Below are 16,732 nucleotides of genomic sequence, written 5' to 3'. Positions count from 1 at the left end.
CAACTGGCGCATCGACCCAGCCCAGAACGGCCGTGGTCCGCATTGATTGATTTTGTTGCGCGCCGCGCGGCGATAGTCAGAACTTGCGCCATGGTCATCGTCGGTCGGTACGGACGATCGTTGCAGTTGTGCTTCCTACCAGCGGGCCAAGGCGTCTTTCACAGCAGGGTCTTGCGACGTCAGTGTGTTTTCAGCATGTACTGCTTTTAAACGTAAAAACATGCACCCGCTAACGGAAAGAACGGCGTCACAAATCCGAGCTTCAATTGTCGGTGGCTGTGGCGTTATGCGTCTGCTGCAGGGGAGCACTGGATCGTCTGGACAGCTAGAGATCCACCTATCGTGAGAGGTCAAAACTCGTCACGCGGATCTTTCCAATTTTCATATCAAAGGGACTGAATAATGAAGAACAGTTGCGGGTTTACCATTTCAGCAAGAGCTGCCATTTACTCCGCCCTATTTTGTGCGGGCATCTTGGGCGTCGCGTCGCAAGCTTTCGCCAGCGAAAGCAACGCAAGCACCACCGTTACGCAGACGCTGGTTATCGAACCGGACCAAGGCCTTACATCGATCTACAATTTGATCCAGTCGGCCAAGTCGAGCATCGACATGACGATGTACGAACTCGTCGATACGCAGACGCAAACGCTGCTCGATGAGGCTGCCGAGAATGGCATCAAGGTTCGTGTGATCCTCGATCAGAACCTGGAGAAGAGCAACAACACGGCAGCCTATAACGACCTGACATCGCACGGCGTGCAAGTCGTCTGGGCGTGGACCAAATACGCGGCGACACACCAGAAAACCATCACCATCGACAACACTACCAGCGCGGTGATGACGCTCAACCTGACGAGTCGCTACTACAGCACCACGCGCGACTTCGCCATCATCGAAAACGATCCCAGCGATGTTGCCGCGATCGAAAGCACGTTCAACGCCGATTTCGCTGCGCAGACGATCACACCTCCGTTGGGCGACGATCTGGTGTGGAGCCCGACCGTATCGAAGACCGATCTGGTCAACATCATCAACTCGGCGAAAGACAGCTTGCTGGTCGAAAACGAGGAGATGAGTTACAGCGGCGTCGTGACCGCGCTGGAGAATGCCGCCAAGCGCGGTGTCGCCGTGACCGTGTGCATGACCAACGACGACAACGATTACGAGACGGAATTCGAAGCGCTCACCAAGGCTGGCGTGAAGATCAGTACCTACCCTGATAACAGCACGGCACTGTATATCCATGCCAAGGTCATCCTCGCCGATTACAACACCTCCAGCGCGCAGGCTTTCGTTGGCTCGGAAAACTTCTCGACGGCTTCGTTGACCGAGAATCGCGAGCTGGGCCTCGTGACGACCAACGCATCCATCCTGACCCAGCTCCATACCACCATCAACAGTGACTACGCCGGCGGTACGCCCTGGACCAAGTCATAAGTCATCGCCATGACGCGGAGCACGATGTGCAAGCATCGTGCTCCGCTTTGCCGCCATGACCACACGAGGATGATTGTTTTGTTGAGTGGACGACTCAAAGCGCATACGATTTTCGATATTGCGCCGGGCTGAGCCCGAATACACGATGGAACGCTCGCCGAAAGCTGTCTACGTCGGCGAAACCACATTGCGCGGCTACCTGTTTCGGGGCGCCGTGCTCGCCTTCCAGAAGTTGGCGGGCTGCGGCCAGTCGAATGGTTTCTACCCAGACTCCCGGTGTCGTACCCATTTCGTTTCGAAAGATGCGCGCAAAATGCCGCGGGCTCACATGCAGCCGCGCGGCGAGTGCAGCCACGCTATGGTCCTGCTCGGGATGCGTGGCGACCCATCGCTGCAGCTCTTGCAGTGAGGAACGTCCCATGACCTCGAGCTCGCCACTTCGACTGAATTGTGTTTGTCCACCCGGCCGACGGAAAAACATCACCAATTGCGAAGCAACCTTTTTCGCGATGTCGTGACCGAGGTCTTCCTCAGCCAGCGCCAACGCCAGATCCAAGCCGGCGGTGACGCCGGCGGCAGTGCGCAATCGTCCGTCGCGCACATGAATTGCATCGGCATCAACAATGACGTTCGGATAAGCGCGTGCCAGTTGCTGCGCCACCGCCCAATGCGTGGCGACTCGCTTGTGATCGATCAACCCGGCCGCTGCCAGCATGAAAGCACCACTGCACACCGATCCGAATCGCCGTGCGGTTGGCGCATGAGTCTTGAGCCATCTCATCGCAGTATCGCCGAATTGTTCTTCAGCGGCACGGGGTGAGCCGGCGACGAGTAGGGTGTGGATTGGAGCTTTTTCTTTTCCGCGAGCCACGCCATCGGGTATGAGCCGCACGCCCGATGAACTCTCGATATCACCCGGTTCGCAGGCAATAAGACGCAACGCGTAAGCCGGCCAACCCGCCTGAACATTGGCTTCAGCAAATACGTCCATCGGCCCGGAAACATCCAGCAGTTGGACGCCAGGCATGGCCAGCACGAGGACCAGCTTTTGTCTCATGGTCAGTGCCTCACAGCCCACATGGCTGCAGTAAACCGATGATGGCAGATATTGACTGTTTTGGTAAATTGAAGACAAGGCCGCAAAAGCCTAGCCTGAAGTCTGGCTATCAAGGGCAACAATCATGCAAACGACGATTAGCGGCATCCAGATGCCGAACACTGTTCTGGCGAGAGAAGTGACCGAACTAGTCCGTGACACGGCGCCGGAGCTGCTTTTTAACCATTCCAGTCGGGTCTACTATTTCGGCGCCATTGCCGCGCGGCAGCGTGGGCTTGGCTTCGATCCCGATTTGCTCTACACCGGCGCCATGTTTCATGACATGGGGCTCACGGAAAAGCACAGCAGCGCGCGTGAGCGCTTCGAGGTGGATGGCGCCAATGCAGCGCGAGATTTTCTGAGAAGGCATGGAATTTCTCAAAGCGATATCGATACGGTATGGACGGCCATTGCGCTACATACGACGCCAGGAATCCCGCAGCACATGCACCCGGTCGTTGCGCTGGTCACCGCAGGCGTCGAGATGGACGTGCTGGGGCTGACGTATGCTCGGTACTCGGATGATGAGCGTCAGTCTGTGGTTGATGCCTTTCCCCGGAGCGAGCATTTCAAGGAAGACATGATCCAGGCTTTTTACGACGGCATTAAACACAAACCGGAAACGACCTTTGGTAACGTGAAGGCCGACGTTCTGGCCGACAAGGACCCACGATTTGTTCGCGGAAATTTTTGCGATGTGATCCGCCAATCACGCTGGGTGTCATAGAACGCTTTCACTGAGGTCCTGATCGAAGCGGGCATGCATGCCGGTCATCGGCCTTTCAGTCAGAATTACTGATTGTCGAGGATGATATGACAGACTTAGTGCGCGAACTTAGCCAGAGAGAATGGTATGGATGGCGAAACCATCAAAGCCTATGACAACGACGCCTCGCATTACGCCGACGACTGGCTGGCGCAGCCCGAACCCACGGACCTGTATGGGTTGCTGACGCAGTACTTCACGACCGGAAAGACGGCAGATATCGGTTGTGGCGCCGGACGCGATACGGCGTGGTTGGCTTCGCATGGCTACGATGCTGCCGGTTTTGATGCATCGGATGGTTTGCTGGATGAGGCGCGTCGACGCCATCCGCATCTCGCCTTTGGGCATGCGATATTGCCGGCGCTCGATGGTGTCGAGCGCGGTGTTTTCCAGAACGTACTGTGCGAAACCGTGATCATGCATCTGCCACCAGAGCAGATCAGTGAAGCGGTGAGTCAGCTTTTTGGCTTGCTGATTCCAGGTGGCGTGCTGGCACTGAGCTGGCGGATTACCGAGGACGACTCACGCCGCGACGATCACGGACGGCTGTACTCTGCGTTCGACAAATCCAGTGTGTTGGACATCTGCGCTGACTACGAAGTGCTCATGGAGAGCGAGAATATCAACCTGTCTTCTCAGAAGAAGATTCATCGCATCGTCGTCAGAAAAACGGCATAGTAAAGACGCGTGTTGAGCTGGAAGAGTGAGTGGCACGCGTTGAGGGAAAGCGCATAGGACTTGGCTCAATGCACTTGGTTATCGAGCAATGCGGGCTTCCAACCATTGACGAACAGCCGTGATCATCACGTCGATTGTTCCTTCACCCGACACTGTCAATGCATTCTCGTCTGACGTGGGTTCTTGCAGGGTTTGCAGCTGGCTGTCGAGCAGGGAGGGCGGCATGAAGTGGTGGCGTTGGTGTGTGCGGCGCTCCAGCTCGGCACGTGACACGCGGATATAGACAAAGCAAACACCATCGCCAGCGCGGCGCAGTCGGTCGCGATAGCTACGCTTGAGCGCGGAACAGGTCACTACGCAGTGCTTGGCGTGTTCGCTTTCGTTGCTGATCCACGACGCGATGCGATCCAGCCACGGCCAGCGATCGTCATCGCCCAGCGGAACGCCTGCGCTCATCTTGTCGATATTTGCCTGCGGATGCAGCGCATCGCCTTCCTGAAAATCCCAGCCCAGTGCGTCAGCCAGCGATCGCCCGATAGTGGATTTTCCGCTGCCCGATACGCCCATCACCACAATGACCATCTGCTGTCCTTTATTTCGTGCTGTCATGACCGTTATTGCGGAGGACACGATCGCGGCGTGCGAGGAGCGAGCGGTGCAAGGAATCGCGATCTTTTTTGGCATCTTGCTGCAACGTACATCAGTGACGGTCCGTGGTGTGGCGATCCGAGCGGCGACGCAGCGCGGCAATGAATGCGACGAGGGTCGGAGGCATCTGTCGACGTGAGGAGTAGTAGAGAAAGTAGCCGGGGAAGGGCGGCGTACAGTCTTCGAACAGGCGGATCAGACGACCGCTATCGATATCCGGCGTTGCCTGATTTTCCAGGATGTAAGCGACGCCCAGACCGTCGAGTGCGGCTTGAAGCATCAGCGCGGGTTCGTTGAAGGTAAGTGGCCCGGTGACCTTGATGGCAAGGGCACGGCCGTCCTGTTCGAATTCCCAGTCATAGGTCTGACCGGAGGTCATCATGCGGTAGTTCACGCAGCGATGGGTGGTTAGATCGTGTGGTGTTTGCGGCGCGGGATGTTTGGCGAGGTAGGCTGGTGACGCAACCACGGCCATACGCAGATCCGGGCCGACGGGCACGGCGATCATGTCTTGCTCCAGCTTTTCGCCCAGCCGTATACCTGCATCGAGACGGTCGGCGACGATGTCGCGGAACTGGTAGTCGATCAGCACTTCCACACTGGCTTGGGGATGATCGGCAAGGAAATCTGCCAGCACGGGACGAATCACCGTCTCGTATGCGTGTCGCGTGGCCGTGAGGCGTACCGCACCGGAGATGAGGTCGCGTTCGCTGTTCAATGCGTCCAGCGCACCGTTTATCTCCGAGATCGCGGGACCTAAGGTACGCAGCAATCGTTCGCCGGCGGGCGTGACGGACACGCTTCGGCTATTCCGCTGCAGTAGGCGAATATCAAGGCGCGCCTCCAATCCCTTGATCGTGTGGCTCAGCGCGGATGTGGAGACGCGTAGTTCCGCCGCGGCGCGGGTAAAGCTTTGCGCCCGCGCGACGGCGACAAAGGACGCCAGATCGTCGAGGTTACCGCGACTCATCGTTGCACTCCGCTCGGCTCATCATCCCATTCTGCTCAATGCCTCATCTCAATCGTAGCGGCTTATCGTACGGTGAGGTGCGGGCTAAGGTGATCTGGCGCGGATTTACCGCCCCATTGACCTGGAGATCACGATGTCTGGCTTGAACAACAAGGTTGTACTTATTACTGGCGCGTCGAGTGGCATCGGCGAAGGCACGGCACGCCAGCTCGCTGCCAACGGCGCTCGCGTCGTGCTGGGTGCACGCCGCACCGACAAGCTGAAAGAGATCGCCGCCGATATCGAGAAAGCCGGCGGCGCGGTCAGGTTTCGCGGTCTCGACGTGACCGATGCAAATGATATGGAGGCATTCGTCGCTTTCGCCGAATCGGAATTCGGACAGATCGACGTGCTCGTCAACAATGCCGGCGTGATGCCGCTGTCGCCACTCAATGCACTCAAGACCGACGAGTGGAACTGGATGATCGACGTGAATATTCGCGGCGTATTGCACGGTATTGCCGCGGTGTTGCCCCGGATGGAAGCGCAGGGGCACGGCCAGATCATCAACGTGTCCTCGATCGGCGGCTTCGTGGTCCAGCCGACGGCAGCGGTTTATGCTGCGACGAAGTTTGCGGTGCGAGCGATCTCCGAAGGACTGCGCAAGGAAAGCGCCAACGTCCGCTGCACCTGCGTGTATCCAGGCGTGGTTACCTCGGAACTCGCCGACACGATCAGCGACCCGGTCGCGCGCGAGCGGATGCAGACGTACCGCAAAACGGCCATCGAGCCGGATGCCATCGGCCGCGCCATCCAGTTCGTGATCGAACAACCGAACGATGTTGACGTGAACGAGATCGTGGTGCGCCCACTCGCGACTGTGGTCTAAAAGGCTCGTCCGCTTTTCGTATGTCTTCGATGGTTGGTACAGCAGAGCGCGTCGCTCAGGATTGCGCGAGCTTCTGCAGCACCACCTCGATGGCGTCCGGATTCTCGAGGCTGGTCAGGTCGCCTGATGCCTCGCCGGTGACGATGAGGTCGCGCAGCACGCGGCGCATGATTTTTCCGCTGCGCGTGCGCGGCACCGTGGAAACCACCACCACACGAGCCGGGCGCGCGATGGCGCCGACCGCATCGACAATCGCCTGGCAGAGCGCCGCCTGCAGTTCGGTGCTGTCCGCGTAACCCGCGCGAGGCACGACGAAGGCAATAGGTGTCATGCCCTTGATCTCATCGGGTTGGGTAACGACCGCCGCTTCGGAGACGGCCGCGTGCGTAAGCAGTGCGGCCTCCATCTCCATTGTGCCTAAGCGATGGCCAGCCACGTTGATGACATCGTCGAGACGTCCGGTGACCCACAGCTGGCCGTCCGCATCGAACAGCGCGGCATCGGACGCAACATAGTGGCCGGGGAAAGGGGCGAGATAGGTTTTGACGTAGCGCGAGTGATCGCCCCATACGGTTCGCGCCAGGCAGGGGAACGGCACGGCCAGGGTGATCGCGCCGACTTCGCCGGGCCCAGCCTCGGAGCCGTCCTCCCGTAATACGTGCGGCAGGTAGCCGGGCAGCGTGTGCCCGCAGCTGCCCGGTCGCGTTGGCGTGATGCCGACCATGCTGCTCGACCAGGCGGTCCCGGTCTCGGTTTGTCCGTAAGTATTGTTGACGAAGATGGTGCCGCGACCGAGCTTGTCACGCGTCCAGAACCAGGTGTCGGGATCGAGCGGTTCGCCGACCAGCGATACCAATACAAGTTTGCTGGTGTCGTGATGCTGCAGCAAATCATCACCGGCCCGGCGCATCATCCGTAGCGCGGTCGGCGCTGTGAACAGTTTGTTGACGCGGTAACTCGCCATCAGTTCGTAGGCGCGCGCCGGCGTCGGTGTGTCGAGGCTGCCTTCGTAGATGATGTGCGTGGCGCCATGGGCGAGACCACCCACCAGTGCGAAGATCGGAAAGGTAAGCCAGCCTACATCGGCCGTGCACCAGTAGACGTCGTCGACGCCGAGGTTGAGCGACCATTTCACGTTCGCATAGGTGCCGACCAGGAAGCCGATGCCTGCGTGCACCAAGCCCTTCGGCTTCGAGGTGGTACCCGAGGTGTAGATGATGAAACCCGGATCGTTGGCTTCGAGCGATACCGGTATCGCTCGGCGTGTAGTGTGTGCCAGCAGTTCGGCGAAATCGCGTTCGCCATTCTGCAGTGGATAGTTCGGGTCGACCCGGCGCGCGACGATGACGTGCGGCAGCGGCAAACCTTTCAGCGCCTCGTCCAGCGTGGCCTTGATCGGCACGTCGCGGCCACGTCGCAGCGTGGCGTCGGTGCAGACGATAACTTTGGGCTGCGCATCCTCAAGCCGATCGCGCACCGCCGAGGAACTGAACCCGGCAAAGATCACCGAGTAGATCGCGCCGATCCGGTAGCACGCATGGATGGCGATGAACGACTCGGGCACGTTGCTGGCATAGACGGCCACGCGATCGCCCTTGCTTACGCCGAGATCCTCGAGTGCAGCAGCAAAACGGGCGACGGCATCGGTCAGCGCGCCGAAGGTCCAGGTTTCCTTCAGGCCATCCTCGCGTTCGTAGCGCAGGGCAATGCGATCGGCCGGCCATCGATCGAGGCAGTTGACGCTGACGTTGCCCATCGCGCCGGGAAAGTAGCGAAAGTCGCCGAATCCACCTTCGAGGGCGATGGTGGGCGCACGATCCCAGATCAATTCCCGCGTGATCTCGAGCCAATAGGCTTCGGGCGTGAGCGCACGCAGGCGCGCGGCATCTTCCATCGTCGTTGCGGGATTTACCCGATCCGGGGCCATGACCAGCGGCTGTTCGAGGAGCGCTCTTTCCATCGATCGAAAGATAGCGGATAACCGATATGAGCGTGTGTTTCGACAGGTGCCAACGGCAGCTACGGGATCGATACCCATCCTTCGAAAACAGAGGCGGGTGCTGGTCGAATATTAGGCTGACCGCTCGGAGATGATGAGCAGCATCTGTCTCAGTATTGCCCGATCTTTTGCAGCGAACGGTACGCAGCCGCAGTCAGTATGGATCGGTTCGCGCGTGATGCGCATCGCTTTCCATGCTGCAAAAAAGGTGAATCCATGAACCGTCGAAATTTGTTGAAAAGTACGTTACTGGGCGCGGCAGCACTCTCGCTTCGTACCGTGTTTGCCCTCGATGCCGATACCGATGCCGCCAGGCTGGATGCACTGGAGCGTCAGCACGGTGGGCGGCTCGGTGTTTCCATTCTCGATACCGGCAATGGGCGTCGTGTGGCACATCGGGGTGACGAACGTTTCCTCATGTGCAGCACGTTCAAGCTGCTGGCAGTGGCGGCGGTGCTGACGCGGGTGGATCGTGGCGCCGAGAAACTCGATCGGCGCATCGTGTTTGGCAAGGAGGTCGTGCTGAGCTATGCGCCAATCACCAGCCATCGCGTCGGCGCGCCGGGCATGAGCGTGGCCGAGCTATGTCAGGCGGCAATTACCGTGAGCGACAACACCGCAGCGAATCTGCTGCTGGCGAGTCTGGGCGGGTCTGCTGCAGTAACAGCGTTTGCCCGCAGCCTTGGCGATACGCTGACCCGGCTCGATCGCATCGAGCCGGATCTCAACGTGGCCAGCCCCGGCGATATCCGAGACACCACCACGCCGAATGCCATGCTCGCCACCCAGCAGAAAGTGCTGCTGGGCAATGTACTCACCGATACTTCGCGTGAGCAACTGCTGGCATGGTTGCGCGCCTGCAGCACTGGTGCCGACAAGCTGCGCGCCGGTGTACCAACCAGTTGGACCGTTGGCGACAAGACCGGTAGTGGTGCACAAAATGAAACCAACGATGTGGGCATCTTCTACCCACCGCAGCGCAAGCCGCTGCTGGTGACGGCTTACTACGCAGGTTCATCTGCCGACTCCGTGGCACGCAATGCTGTATTGGCTGAGGTAGGGCGTATCGCTGCGTCGATCTAGTCATCGTGAATTAGCGTTGGGCCAGATCTGCTTACGCTGGCTGACGATGCGTTGATCGAAGAAGGCGTCAACGTGCAGGATTCGCTGATCATGCCGATCAGCAGATTTCTCCTTGATCCTACGCAGATCCAATCTCTCGCAGCCTTGATTGCAAAATGTGCGCCTCTGTCGCGCTCATTGCGATGCAGCATTGCTGATGCTTTCTGCACGGCATGCGCCTGCATCATCACGCTCCGTCATCGCTCCCGTTGCGCATGGGCATCAGTCGGTGCAGAGTGCCAGAGCCGGACCGGCACTGGGCCTGTCCGTCCATGGGAGAACCATCATGTTGAAGCGACTCGTTGCCGAGTTTCTCGGCACTTTCTGGTTGGTGCTTGGTGGATGTGGCAGTGCGGTGCTTGCGGCGAAGTTTGGTGGAGCGGGCAATCCGCTCGGTATCGGTCTGCTCGGCGTATCCCTCGCGTTCGGATTGACCGTGGTGACGGGCGCTTACGCCTTCGGCCATATCTCGGGTGCGCATTTCAATCCGGCGGTAACGATCGGCCTGTGGGCGGGTGACCGTTTTCCGATCAAGGACGTGGTGCCTTACGTGGTGGTGCAGGTGATCGGCGGCATCTTCGCGGGATGGATACTTCTGGAGATTGCCAGCGGCGCACCGGGCTTTGCGATCGATCCCACCGCTGCCGGCACGTTCGCCAGCAACGGCTATGGCGCGATGTCGCCTGGCGGTTATGCGATGGGTGCCGCGCTGCTGTGCGAAGTGGTGATGACGGCGATGTTCCTGGTGGTGATCATGGGCGCCACCCATGGTCGCGCACCCGTAGGTTTTGCACCGCTGGCGATTGGCCTGGCGCTGACCCTGATCCATTTGATCAGCATTCCGGTGACCAATACCTCGGTGAATCCGGCGCGCTCCACTGGCGTGGCCCTGTTCGCGGGTGCTCAAGCCATCAGTCAACTGTGGATGTTCTGGGTAGCGCCCATCGTGGGTGGCCTCATCGGCGGCGCCATCTATCGCTGGCTGGGCGCCGACCGGCCGGATATCGTGGGCGAGGCATCCTGAAACACGGGCGGCATTGAGTCATGTGCGTGCCCAGAGGCAGTCGAGAGCTGCCTCTGGGAAGCGCAACCAACGATCAGCGTTGCGATGTAGCGACAGCTATACGGCCCATGTTCAAAGGCGATGGTTCAGTCGTTGTTTCTGCCATTTCGCTCGAACATTGCGTATTGTCAGTGGATACGTAGGGAAGACTGTGGATGGGGAAACATGTTGCGGGGCTGATACTGGTATCTCTGATGGGCTGGGTTTCAATAGCTGTCGCACAGCAGGCGCTGGCGCCGGTGGAAGCACGCGTGCCGTTTGCACCGACCGCATTCATGGGTAGTGATGGCTTGACGCATCTCGCCTACGAGCTGGATATTACCAATATCTATGGCGACACCGGCCCGTTGAAACCGCAGAGCCTCAAGGTTTATGGCGACGATGCCAGCGTGCCGCTCGTCAGTTTCAGTGCCGTCGATCTGGCGGACATGACGCGGCCTGCTCCAGCGGAGCACGCGCCGGTGTCAATCGATTCCGGCAAGCGCGCCGTGATGTATGTGTGGATAACGCTGCCGAAAGGTGGCCTGGTGCCGCGCACGTTGCGTCATCGGATCGAATTCGTGGCCGCGAAAAACAAGACGGAGTTGCTCGATGGTGCGCGGGTGACAGTAAATACCGTGACACCTCTGGCCATCGGTCCGCCGCTGCGCGGTGGTTGGTGGATGGCGCACGAAGGCCCGGGCAATGCGCATTCGCATCATTGGGGCAGCCTGGTCGCAGTGAACGGCATGGTGACGATTCCTCAGCGCTACGCCTTTGATTTGGTGGGTGTCGATCACAGGGGGCACGCCATGCGCACCGGTATCAAGGACATCACCAAGTCGCGTTATGCCGACTGGATTGGCTATGGCGTTGACGTGATCGCCGTCGCCGGTGGCGTGGTGAGCGATGCGCGCGACGGTGAAGAGGAGCGCCTGCCGCTTAGTCCGCAACAGGAGCCTGAATCTCTTACTGCTCATGGCCTGTTCGGCAATTACGTGGTGCTGGAAATTGCCCCGGGTGTGTTTGCCGGCTATGCCCATCTGCAACGCGGCAGCCTCAAGGTACATGTTGGCGATCATGTGCGGCGAGGCCAGTTACTTGGGCATCTAGGCCAATCGGGTAGCTCAAGTGCACCGCATCTACATTTTCAGCTGGCCAACGCCGCGACCTTTGAAGGTTCGGAAGGTCTGCCGTTTGTGTTCGATCACTTCGATTCTTTGGGGCCGGAAACCGAAGCGCAGCTTTTCGGTCAGGGCGAGCCGTGGGCTCCGCTGCCTGTCGAACACCGTCAGGCGCAGCTGCCATTGAATGATGTGGTGATTGGCTTTCCCTGAGCGTTCGCACAGAGCCATTAACAAAATCACATGAGTTTGCGATAGACAAGAAAACCGGATCGCTCTGCGACCTGATCATAGAGCCGCATGGCGGACGTATTGGTCTCGTGGGTTTGCCAGTAGACGCGCGGTGAACCCGCTTCCCTGGCGCTGCGATAGACCGCTTCGATAAGCGCGCGGCCTACGCCTTTTCCGCGAGCCGATTCGGCAGTGTAGAGATCCTGCAGATAGCAACTCAGGCCAAGCTGCCTCGTACTGCGGTGGTAGAGATAGTGCGTGAGGCCGAGCAATTGACCGTCATGCTCGGCGACTAGCGCATGCACGGGTTCAAGTGGGTCGAAGAAGCGTGCCCAGGTGGTCTGCGTAATTTCATCGGCCAGTGCGGTCTGGTCTTTCCTGCCGTAAAACGCGTTGTAGCCGTCCCAGAGCTGGGTCCATGGTAGCAAGTCTGCCTGCACGACGGGCCGAATGATCAGTGGTTGAGTCATGCAAGCGACTATCGTCCTAATCTCGCGTATTGCGCAAGCGCATGGTCAAGGGAGATGAGTTGATCTGGCCTGTGCTGTGACGAGCCTTTTCGCTATTGAACGCGCGGCCAGAACGACCTACCGTGCTGCGAGCCTCACAACCCAGGATCACGATATGCGCGACTACTCCAACTTCCCTATTGCCACGCGCTGGCCGGCACAGCATCCCGATCGCATCCAGCTGTATTCGCTCAATACGCCGAATGGCGTCAAGGTGTCGATCATGCTGGAGGAGACCGGGCTGGCCTATGAGCCGCATCTTGTCGACATCATGAAAAACGAGAGCCATACACCGGAGTTTCTGTCGCTCAATCCCAATGGCAAGATTCCCGCAATCATCGATCCTGATGGTCCCGGTGGCGAGCCGATTGGATTGTTCGAATCGGGCGCGATTCTTTTGTATCTGGCGGACAAGACGGGGCAGTTCATTTCGGCCGACACGGCGCAACGATGGGACACCATCCAGTGGCTGTTCTTCCAGATGGCGGCGATCGGCCCGATGTTCGGCCAGCTTGGCTACTTCAACAAATTCGCCGGCAAGGAGATCGCCGACAAGCGTCCGTTGGAGCGTTATGTCGCCGAAGCCAAACGCCTGCTGGCTGTGCTCGACGCACGCCTCGATGGCCGTCGATGGATCATGGGCGACGACTACAGCATTGCCGATATCGCCACCATCGGCTGGGTGCGCAACCTCATCACGTTTTATGAAGCACGCGATATTGTCGAATACGACGCGCTGATCCATGTTCCCGCGTGGCTCGATCGCGCGCTGGCACGACCGGCGGTGAAGCGGGGCTTGGAGATTCCAGGTCGAGGTTGATCATCGTCAAGCCGATGAGTTAAAGCCCGCTGGTGAGAAACTGCGCACGGCCATGGCCGAAGCTCCAGTCTTCAAGCCGGCGTGAATCCGATACAACGCGAAGGCAGAGGCTTTCCCGCGTATGCGATGTTTTTCCCTATCGACTGCCCGGAGGCGGCCATGACCAAATACATTGCTCTCTTGCGTGCCGTGAATGTCGGTGGCACGGGCAAACTACCGATGGCCGAACTGAAGACCATGTGTGAGCACGCGGGATTTGGCAATGTGCGTACCTTCATCGCCAGCGGCAACGTGGTGTTTGAAAGCAGGCAGACCGCGAAGCAGGTGGTTGCAGCGCTGGAGTCGCGGCTGGCCGCGTATGCCAGTAAGCCAGTTGGTGTGCTGGTGCGAACTGGCGTGGAAATGGCTGCGGTGCTGGCGGCGAATCCGTTTGCCAATGAGCCGCCAAATCGCGTGGCGGCGATCTTTCTAGACACTGCGCCAGCATCCGATGCGCTCGATCACGCCACAGGCAGAAAAGGCGAGCGGATCGTTTTGGGCACGCGCGAGATCTACGTGCACTACGGCGATGGCATGGCCGATACGCGATTGAAAATTCCCGCCGCCAAAACCGGCACAGCCCGCAACATGAATACCGTTGCCAAGCTGGCCGCAATGGCGGCGGATTGATGCTTAGACGTTCGCGCCTTACTCGTCGTCGCTCTTCGGCACGCTGATCTTGCCTTTGACATTGCTGTGCCTGATATCGCCGCTGCCGGTGGAGTGCACGCTGAAGTTGCCGCCGATGTCATCGGCGGTTACATCGCCGGAACCGGTGCTGCCGACGTCGGCATCGTGGCCAATGTGGTTGAGCTTGATATCACCCGAGCCCGTACCGCCGATGGTGACGCTGCCCGTGACGTTGTCGAAGCCAAGGTCACCCGAGCCGGAGTGAGCCGAGCGGACATCACCCTGCACGCCGTTGACGTGCACGTCGCCCGAACCGGTGCCTTTCAAATCCACGCTGCCGACATGCTCGGCTTTCACGTCGGCAGAGCCGAGCTTCAAGGTCAACGGACCGGCAATGTGATCGGCGACAAGGTCACCCGAGCCGGAATCGAAATCCAGTGAAGCGAGGTCGGAGGCATTGACGTCACCGGAGCCGCTGTCGACGCCAACTGCCAGCGATGCCGGTACGCGCACTTCCAGTTTCATGTAGGCGTAGCTGGCGCCGAACAGGCTGATATTGATATAGCCACCGTTGCTGCTGGTATCCACCGTGGCATGGTCACCATTGCGGCGGGCGTCGATCTGCAAATCCTTCAGCTTCGACGCATCGGATGCGCAGGCGGTGCCGCGTACCTCGACTTTGGTAAGGCCGGGAGCGCTCTGAATATGTAGATCGGTCGAACCGAGTCTCAGCGCCAGGTCTTTCAGTCCGGCTGCATCGAGATCGGCATTGCGCGGCGCAGTGAATTTGCATTCGTCCGCGCAGGCTGCCAGTGGCAGCGCAGTAATCAGCAAGGCAAGAATAAGTTTACGCACGTGTCTACTCCCAGTTGGCAACGTTCGTGAGATGCAACAAAACCGCCAAAGGTTTATACGCGGAACATCCACGCTTGCGATATATGTCTTTCGGCAAGTCGGTTGTTCGAAGTAACGGCAAAGCAACTTATCCAGACATGGCGTTTTAAACGGTTAGGCAGGGCCTGTTTGGCCACTCGCCTGAACAGAATGCGTGGCATGGAGTTCCAGAAACCATGACGTACGCCGTTATGCCTTGAAACCTCGCGGCGATGCGCTTAGGTTTGACTGGAGTCCAAAACTGCGGAATGCGCCATGACCCAGTTACCTCCTATCGTCCGACGTGATCTGCATTTCGATATGGATGCCGACATCCCGCGCTATTGGGTAGACGGGGATGCGCACAAGACGCGGTTTTTTGATGCGATGTCGCTGATGTTCCCCGATGGCGAGCGCTTTTTCATCGACAGCGTGCGTGCGTTCCGCGCCGACATCGCCGACGATCCTGTGCTCAATGAGGAGGTTGGCGGCTTCATCGGGCAGGAGGCAATGCATAGCCGCGAGCATCTTGAGTACAACGAGCGTCTCGAGCAACAAGGTATCGGCGCAAAGGAGTTGGTCGAGGTGGTGAAGAATTTTCAGGAGAACCGCGCGAAGAAGCTTCCCCCGCTTGGGCAACTCGCGGTGACCATCTGCTTGGAGCATTTCACTGCGATGCTGGCAGATCAGGTACTGCGCCATCCCGAAACCATGCAGAAGTCCGATCCGCGCATGGCCTCGATCTGGCGCTGGCACGCGCTCGAGGAAACCGAGCACAAGGGTGTAGCGTTCGACGTGTTTCAACGCGTGGGCGGCTCACCACTCAAACAGTATTTGCGCCGCAGTCGCGCGATGTTGTTTGTCACGGGGTTGTTTACCTTTCGCGTATGGCAGTTCATGTGGCGTATTTCCAAGGCCGAAGGCACACGGAAGGACTGGCGCGGCTGGCTGCGGCTGCTGGGCTTTTTGTTTATCTCGCCGGGCCCGATCACCCGCATTACCGGGCAGTGGCTTTCGTGGTTTGTGCCGGGCTACCACCCCTGGAAACACGACAACCGCAAGCTGGTGGAAGCTACGCGTGAGCATTACGACGCGTTGGTAAAGGGGGCTGCTGTTGGCGTTAGCGCTGCTGAGTACCAGCAGGGCAAGGCGTGGAATGCCGTCGCCGGCTGATTCCATGGTCGATAAGACCTCGCTGAGAGTAGCGATTAGCGATTGAAGCTAGCGGCGTTGCCGGTCACGTGGATTGTTTCCGTATCGCTGGTGCTTTCAATCCAGCATCATCTGGCTTCGCCCAACTTTCGGCAGCGCGGAGTTGCATGATGACCATCGAAGTGAAGATGCTGGCCTGGTCCATCGTCCTTGGGTTGGCCTATGTGCTGATTGCCGCCTGTCTGGCCACACAGCAGCGTGGCCTGAAATGGAATGCCGGCAACCGCGAGGGTGACATGAAACCGTTGACTGGCGTGGCGGCACGTGCCGACCGGGCCAGCAAGAATTTTCTGGAGACCTTTCCGTTCTTTGCCGCGGCCGTGCTGGCCGTCGTGCTTTCCCATCGCAACACGGATCACACGGCGCTCGGCGCACAGATTTATTTCTGGGCACGCGTTGTTTACTGGCCGGTCTACGCAGCGGGTATTCCGTATCTGCGCACAGCGGTGTGGATCGTTGCGTTGTGGGGCTTTCTGCAGGTGCTCGAAGCGTTGTTCTGACAAGGGCGATAAAGCCCGCTCCATGCCCCGAGACGTAGCGGCCGGGTTTTCGGACAAGGTCTCCGCAGCCCTGAGGCTTTCAATGTCGCGAATATCGGCATGCCGCAGCGAACGGCTGTTCGAACGATGCCCTTGCGCAGTCGAGACATGAGGCGCGGTTCGTCCCGC

At 59.2% G+C, this 16,732-nt stretch carries 17 protein-coding genes; 11 read left to right on the top strand and 6 right to left on the bottom strand.

Annotation, left to right across the window (positions count from 1 at the left end; translation table 11 throughout):
• Window positions 1–474 precede the first annotated feature (474 nt).
• Window positions 475–1,437, top strand: a complete 963-nt coding sequence (locus HDE79_RS13525) for a phospholipase D-like domain-containing protein (RefSeq protein ID WP_184602483.1) — start codon at window positions 475–477, stop codon at window positions 1,435–1,437.
• Between the two features lie 94 nt (window positions 1,438–1,531).
• Here the strand turns inward: HDE79_RS13525 and HDE79_RS13520 are convergent, their stop codons facing one another.
• Window positions 1,532–2,494, bottom strand: coding sequence for a helix-turn-helix domain-containing protein (locus tag HDE79_RS13520; RefSeq protein WP_184602482.1), 963 nt, complete (start codon window positions 2,492–2,494; stop codon window positions 1,532–1,534).
• A gap of 124 nt (window positions 2,495–2,618) precedes the next feature.
• On the opposite strand from HDE79_RS13520, the gene HDE79_RS13515 reads away from it, so the two are divergent.
• Together HDE79_RS13515 and HDE79_RS13510 are read left to right on the top strand one after the other, a co-directional pair.
• Window positions 2,619–3,260, top strand: coding sequence for an HD domain-containing protein (locus HDE79_RS13515; protein WP_184602481.1), 642 nt, complete (start codon window positions 2,619–2,621; stop codon window positions 3,258–3,260).
• Between the two features lie 126 nt (window positions 3,261–3,386).
• Complete coding sequence (locus tag HDE79_RS13510; RefSeq protein ID WP_184602480.1) at window positions 3,387–3,977, top strand: class I SAM-dependent methyltransferase; 591 nt, start codon at window positions 3,387–3,389, stop codon at window positions 3,975–3,977.
• A gap of 78 nt (window positions 3,978–4,055) precedes the next feature.
• Here HDE79_RS13510 and HDE79_RS13505 read toward each other — a convergent pair whose 3' ends face one another.
• Both HDE79_RS13505 and HDE79_RS13500 read right to left on the bottom strand, forming a co-directional pair.
• Window positions 4,056–4,586 carry a gluconokinase gene (locus HDE79_RS13505; RefSeq protein WP_184602479.1) on the bottom strand — a complete coding sequence of 177 codons (531 nt, stop codon included), beginning with the start codon at window positions 4,584–4,586 and terminating at the stop codon, window positions 4,056–4,058.
• 91 nt (window positions 4,587–4,677) lie between these two features.
• A complete protein-coding gene (locus tag HDE79_RS13500) occupies window positions 4,678–5,595 on the bottom strand; it encodes a LysR family transcriptional regulator (protein WP_184602478.1) in 918 nt (305 codons plus the stop codon).
• A 133-nt stretch (window positions 5,596–5,728) separates the two neighbouring features.
• Here HDE79_RS13500 and HDE79_RS13495 point away from each other — a divergent pair, with 133 nt between their 5' ends.
• A complete protein-coding gene (locus HDE79_RS13495) occupies window positions 5,729–6,463 on the top strand; it encodes an SDR family oxidoreductase (protein ID WP_184602477.1) in 735 nt (244 codons plus the stop codon).
• A 55-nt stretch (window positions 6,464–6,518) separates the two neighbouring features.
• Here HDE79_RS13495 and HDE79_RS13490 read toward each other — a convergent pair whose 3' ends face one another.
• Window positions 6,519–8,390 (bottom strand): AMP-binding protein, encoded by a 1,872-nt coding sequence (locus HDE79_RS13490; protein WP_221440151.1) that lies wholly within the window; start codon window positions 8,388–8,390, stop codon window positions 6,519–6,521.
• A gap of 288 nt (window positions 8,391–8,678) precedes the next feature.
• Here HDE79_RS13490 and bla point away from each other — a divergent pair, with 288 nt between their 5' ends.
• The 3 genes from bla (at window position 8,679) to HDE79_RS13475 (ending at window position 11,963) form a co-directional block, all read left to right on the top strand.
• Entirely contained in the window at window positions 8,679–9,545 is an 867-nt protein-coding gene (gene bla, locus HDE79_RS13485) for a class A beta-lactamase (RefSeq protein WP_184602475.1), read from the top strand.
• Window positions 9,546–9,870: 325 nt separating this feature from the next.
• Window positions 9,871–10,608, top strand: coding sequence for an aquaporin Z (gene aqpZ, locus HDE79_RS13480; RefSeq protein ID WP_184602474.1), 738 nt, complete (start codon window positions 9,871–9,873; stop codon window positions 10,606–10,608).
• A 194-nt stretch (window positions 10,609–10,802) separates the two neighbouring features.
• Window positions 10,803–11,963, top strand: coding sequence for a M23 family metallopeptidase (locus tag HDE79_RS13475; RefSeq protein ID WP_184602473.1), 1,161 nt, complete (start codon window positions 10,803–10,805; stop codon window positions 11,961–11,963).
• Window positions 11,964–11,989: 26 nt separating this feature from the next.
• Here HDE79_RS13475 and HDE79_RS13470 read toward each other — a convergent pair whose 3' ends face one another.
• A complete protein-coding gene (locus HDE79_RS13470; RefSeq protein ID WP_184602472.1) occupies window positions 11,990–12,451 on the bottom strand; it encodes a GNAT family N-acetyltransferase in 462 nt (153 codons plus the stop codon).
• 154 nt (window positions 12,452–12,605) lie between these two features.
• On the opposite strand from HDE79_RS13470, the gene HDE79_RS13465 reads away from it, so the two are divergent.
• Window positions 12,606–13,310 carry a glutathione S-transferase N-terminal domain-containing protein gene (locus HDE79_RS13465; RefSeq protein ID WP_184602471.1) on the top strand — a complete coding sequence of 235 codons (705 nt, stop codon included), beginning with the start codon at window positions 12,606–12,608 and terminating at the stop codon, window positions 13,308–13,310.
• A gap of 159 nt (window positions 13,311–13,469) precedes the next feature.
• On the top strand, window positions 13,470–13,979 hold the full coding sequence (locus HDE79_RS13460) for a DUF1697 domain-containing protein (RefSeq protein WP_184602470.1): 510 nt from the start codon (window positions 13,470–13,472) through the stop codon (window positions 13,977–13,979).
• Window positions 13,980–13,997: 18 nt separating this feature from the next.
• On the opposite strand, the gene HDE79_RS13455 is transcribed toward HDE79_RS13460, so the two are convergent.
• Entirely contained in the window at window positions 13,998–14,834 is an 837-nt protein-coding gene (locus HDE79_RS13455) for a DUF4097 family beta strand repeat-containing protein (RefSeq protein ID WP_184602469.1), read from the bottom strand.
• Between the two features lie 294 nt (window positions 14,835–15,128).
• Here HDE79_RS13455 and HDE79_RS13450 point away from each other — a divergent pair, with 294 nt between their 5' ends.
• Window positions 15,129–16,025, top strand: coding sequence for a metal-dependent hydrolase (locus tag HDE79_RS13450; RefSeq protein WP_184602468.1), 897 nt, complete (start codon window positions 15,129–15,131; stop codon window positions 16,023–16,025).
• 149 nt (window positions 16,026–16,174) lie between these two features.
• A complete protein-coding gene (locus HDE79_RS13445; RefSeq protein ID WP_184602467.1) occupies window positions 16,175–16,564 on the top strand; it encodes an MAPEG family protein in 390 nt (129 codons plus the stop codon).
• Window positions 16,565–16,732: the final 168 nt, after the last annotated feature.

The organism is Rhodanobacter sp. MP1X3, assembly GCF_014207165.1.
Lineage (GTDB): Bacteria > Pseudomonadota > Gammaproteobacteria > Xanthomonadales > Rhodanobacteraceae > Rhodanobacter.
This window is presented reverse-complemented; position numbering and strand designations above follow the sequence as displayed.

Bases quoted from the DNA above. Each gene is read 5' to 3' on its own strand.
- HDE79_RS13520 (WP_184602482.1), bottom strand. From the start codon at position 2,494: ATGAGACAAAAGCTGGTCCTCGTGCTGGCCATGCCTGGCGTCCAACTG.
- HDE79_RS13515 (WP_184602481.1), top strand. From the start codon at position 2,619: ATGCAAACGACGATTAGCGGCATCCAGATGCCGAACACTGTTCTGGCG.
- HDE79_RS13510 (WP_184602480.1), top strand. From the start codon at position 3,387: ATGGATGGCGAAACCATCAAAGCCTATGACAACGACGCCTCGCATTAC.
- HDE79_RS13505 (WP_184602479.1), bottom strand. From the start codon at position 4,586: ATGACAGCACGAAATAAAGGACAGCAGATGGTCATTGTGGTGATGGGC.
- HDE79_RS13500 (WP_184602478.1), bottom strand. From the start codon at position 5,595: ATGAGTCGCGGTAACCTCGACGATCTGGCGTCCTTTGTCGCCGTCGCG.
- HDE79_RS13495 (WP_184602477.1), top strand. From the start codon at position 5,729: ATGTCTGGCTTGAACAACAAGGTTGTACTTATTACTGGCGCGTCGAGT.
- HDE79_RS13490 (WP_221440151.1), bottom strand. From the start codon at position 8,390: ATGGCCCCGGATCGGGTAAATCCCGCAACGACGATGGAAGATGCCGCG.
- bla (WP_184602475.1), top strand. From the start codon at position 8,679: ATGAACCGTCGAAATTTGTTGAAAAGTACGTTACTGGGCGCGGCAGCA.
- aqpZ (WP_184602474.1), top strand. From the start codon at position 9,871: ATGTTGAAGCGACTCGTTGCCGAGTTTCTCGGCACTTTCTGGTTGGTG.
- HDE79_RS13475 (WP_184602473.1), top strand. From the start codon at position 10,803: ATGGGGAAACATGTTGCGGGGCTGATACTGGTATCTCTGATGGGCTGG.
- HDE79_RS13470 (WP_184602472.1), bottom strand. From the start codon at position 12,451: ATGACTCAACCACTGATCATTCGGCCCGTCGTGCAGGCAGACTTGCTA.
- HDE79_RS13465 (WP_184602471.1), top strand. From the start codon at position 12,606: ATGCGCGACTACTCCAACTTCCCTATTGCCACGCGCTGGCCGGCACAG.
- HDE79_RS13460 (WP_184602470.1), top strand. From the start codon at position 13,470: ATGACCAAATACATTGCTCTCTTGCGTGCCGTGAATGTCGGTGGCACG.
- HDE79_RS13450 (WP_184602468.1), top strand. From the start codon at position 15,129: ATGACCCAGTTACCTCCTATCGTCCGACGTGATCTGCATTTCGATATG.
- HDE79_RS13445 (WP_184602467.1), top strand. From the start codon at position 16,175: ATGACCATCGAAGTGAAGATGCTGGCCTGGTCCATCGTCCTTGGGTTG.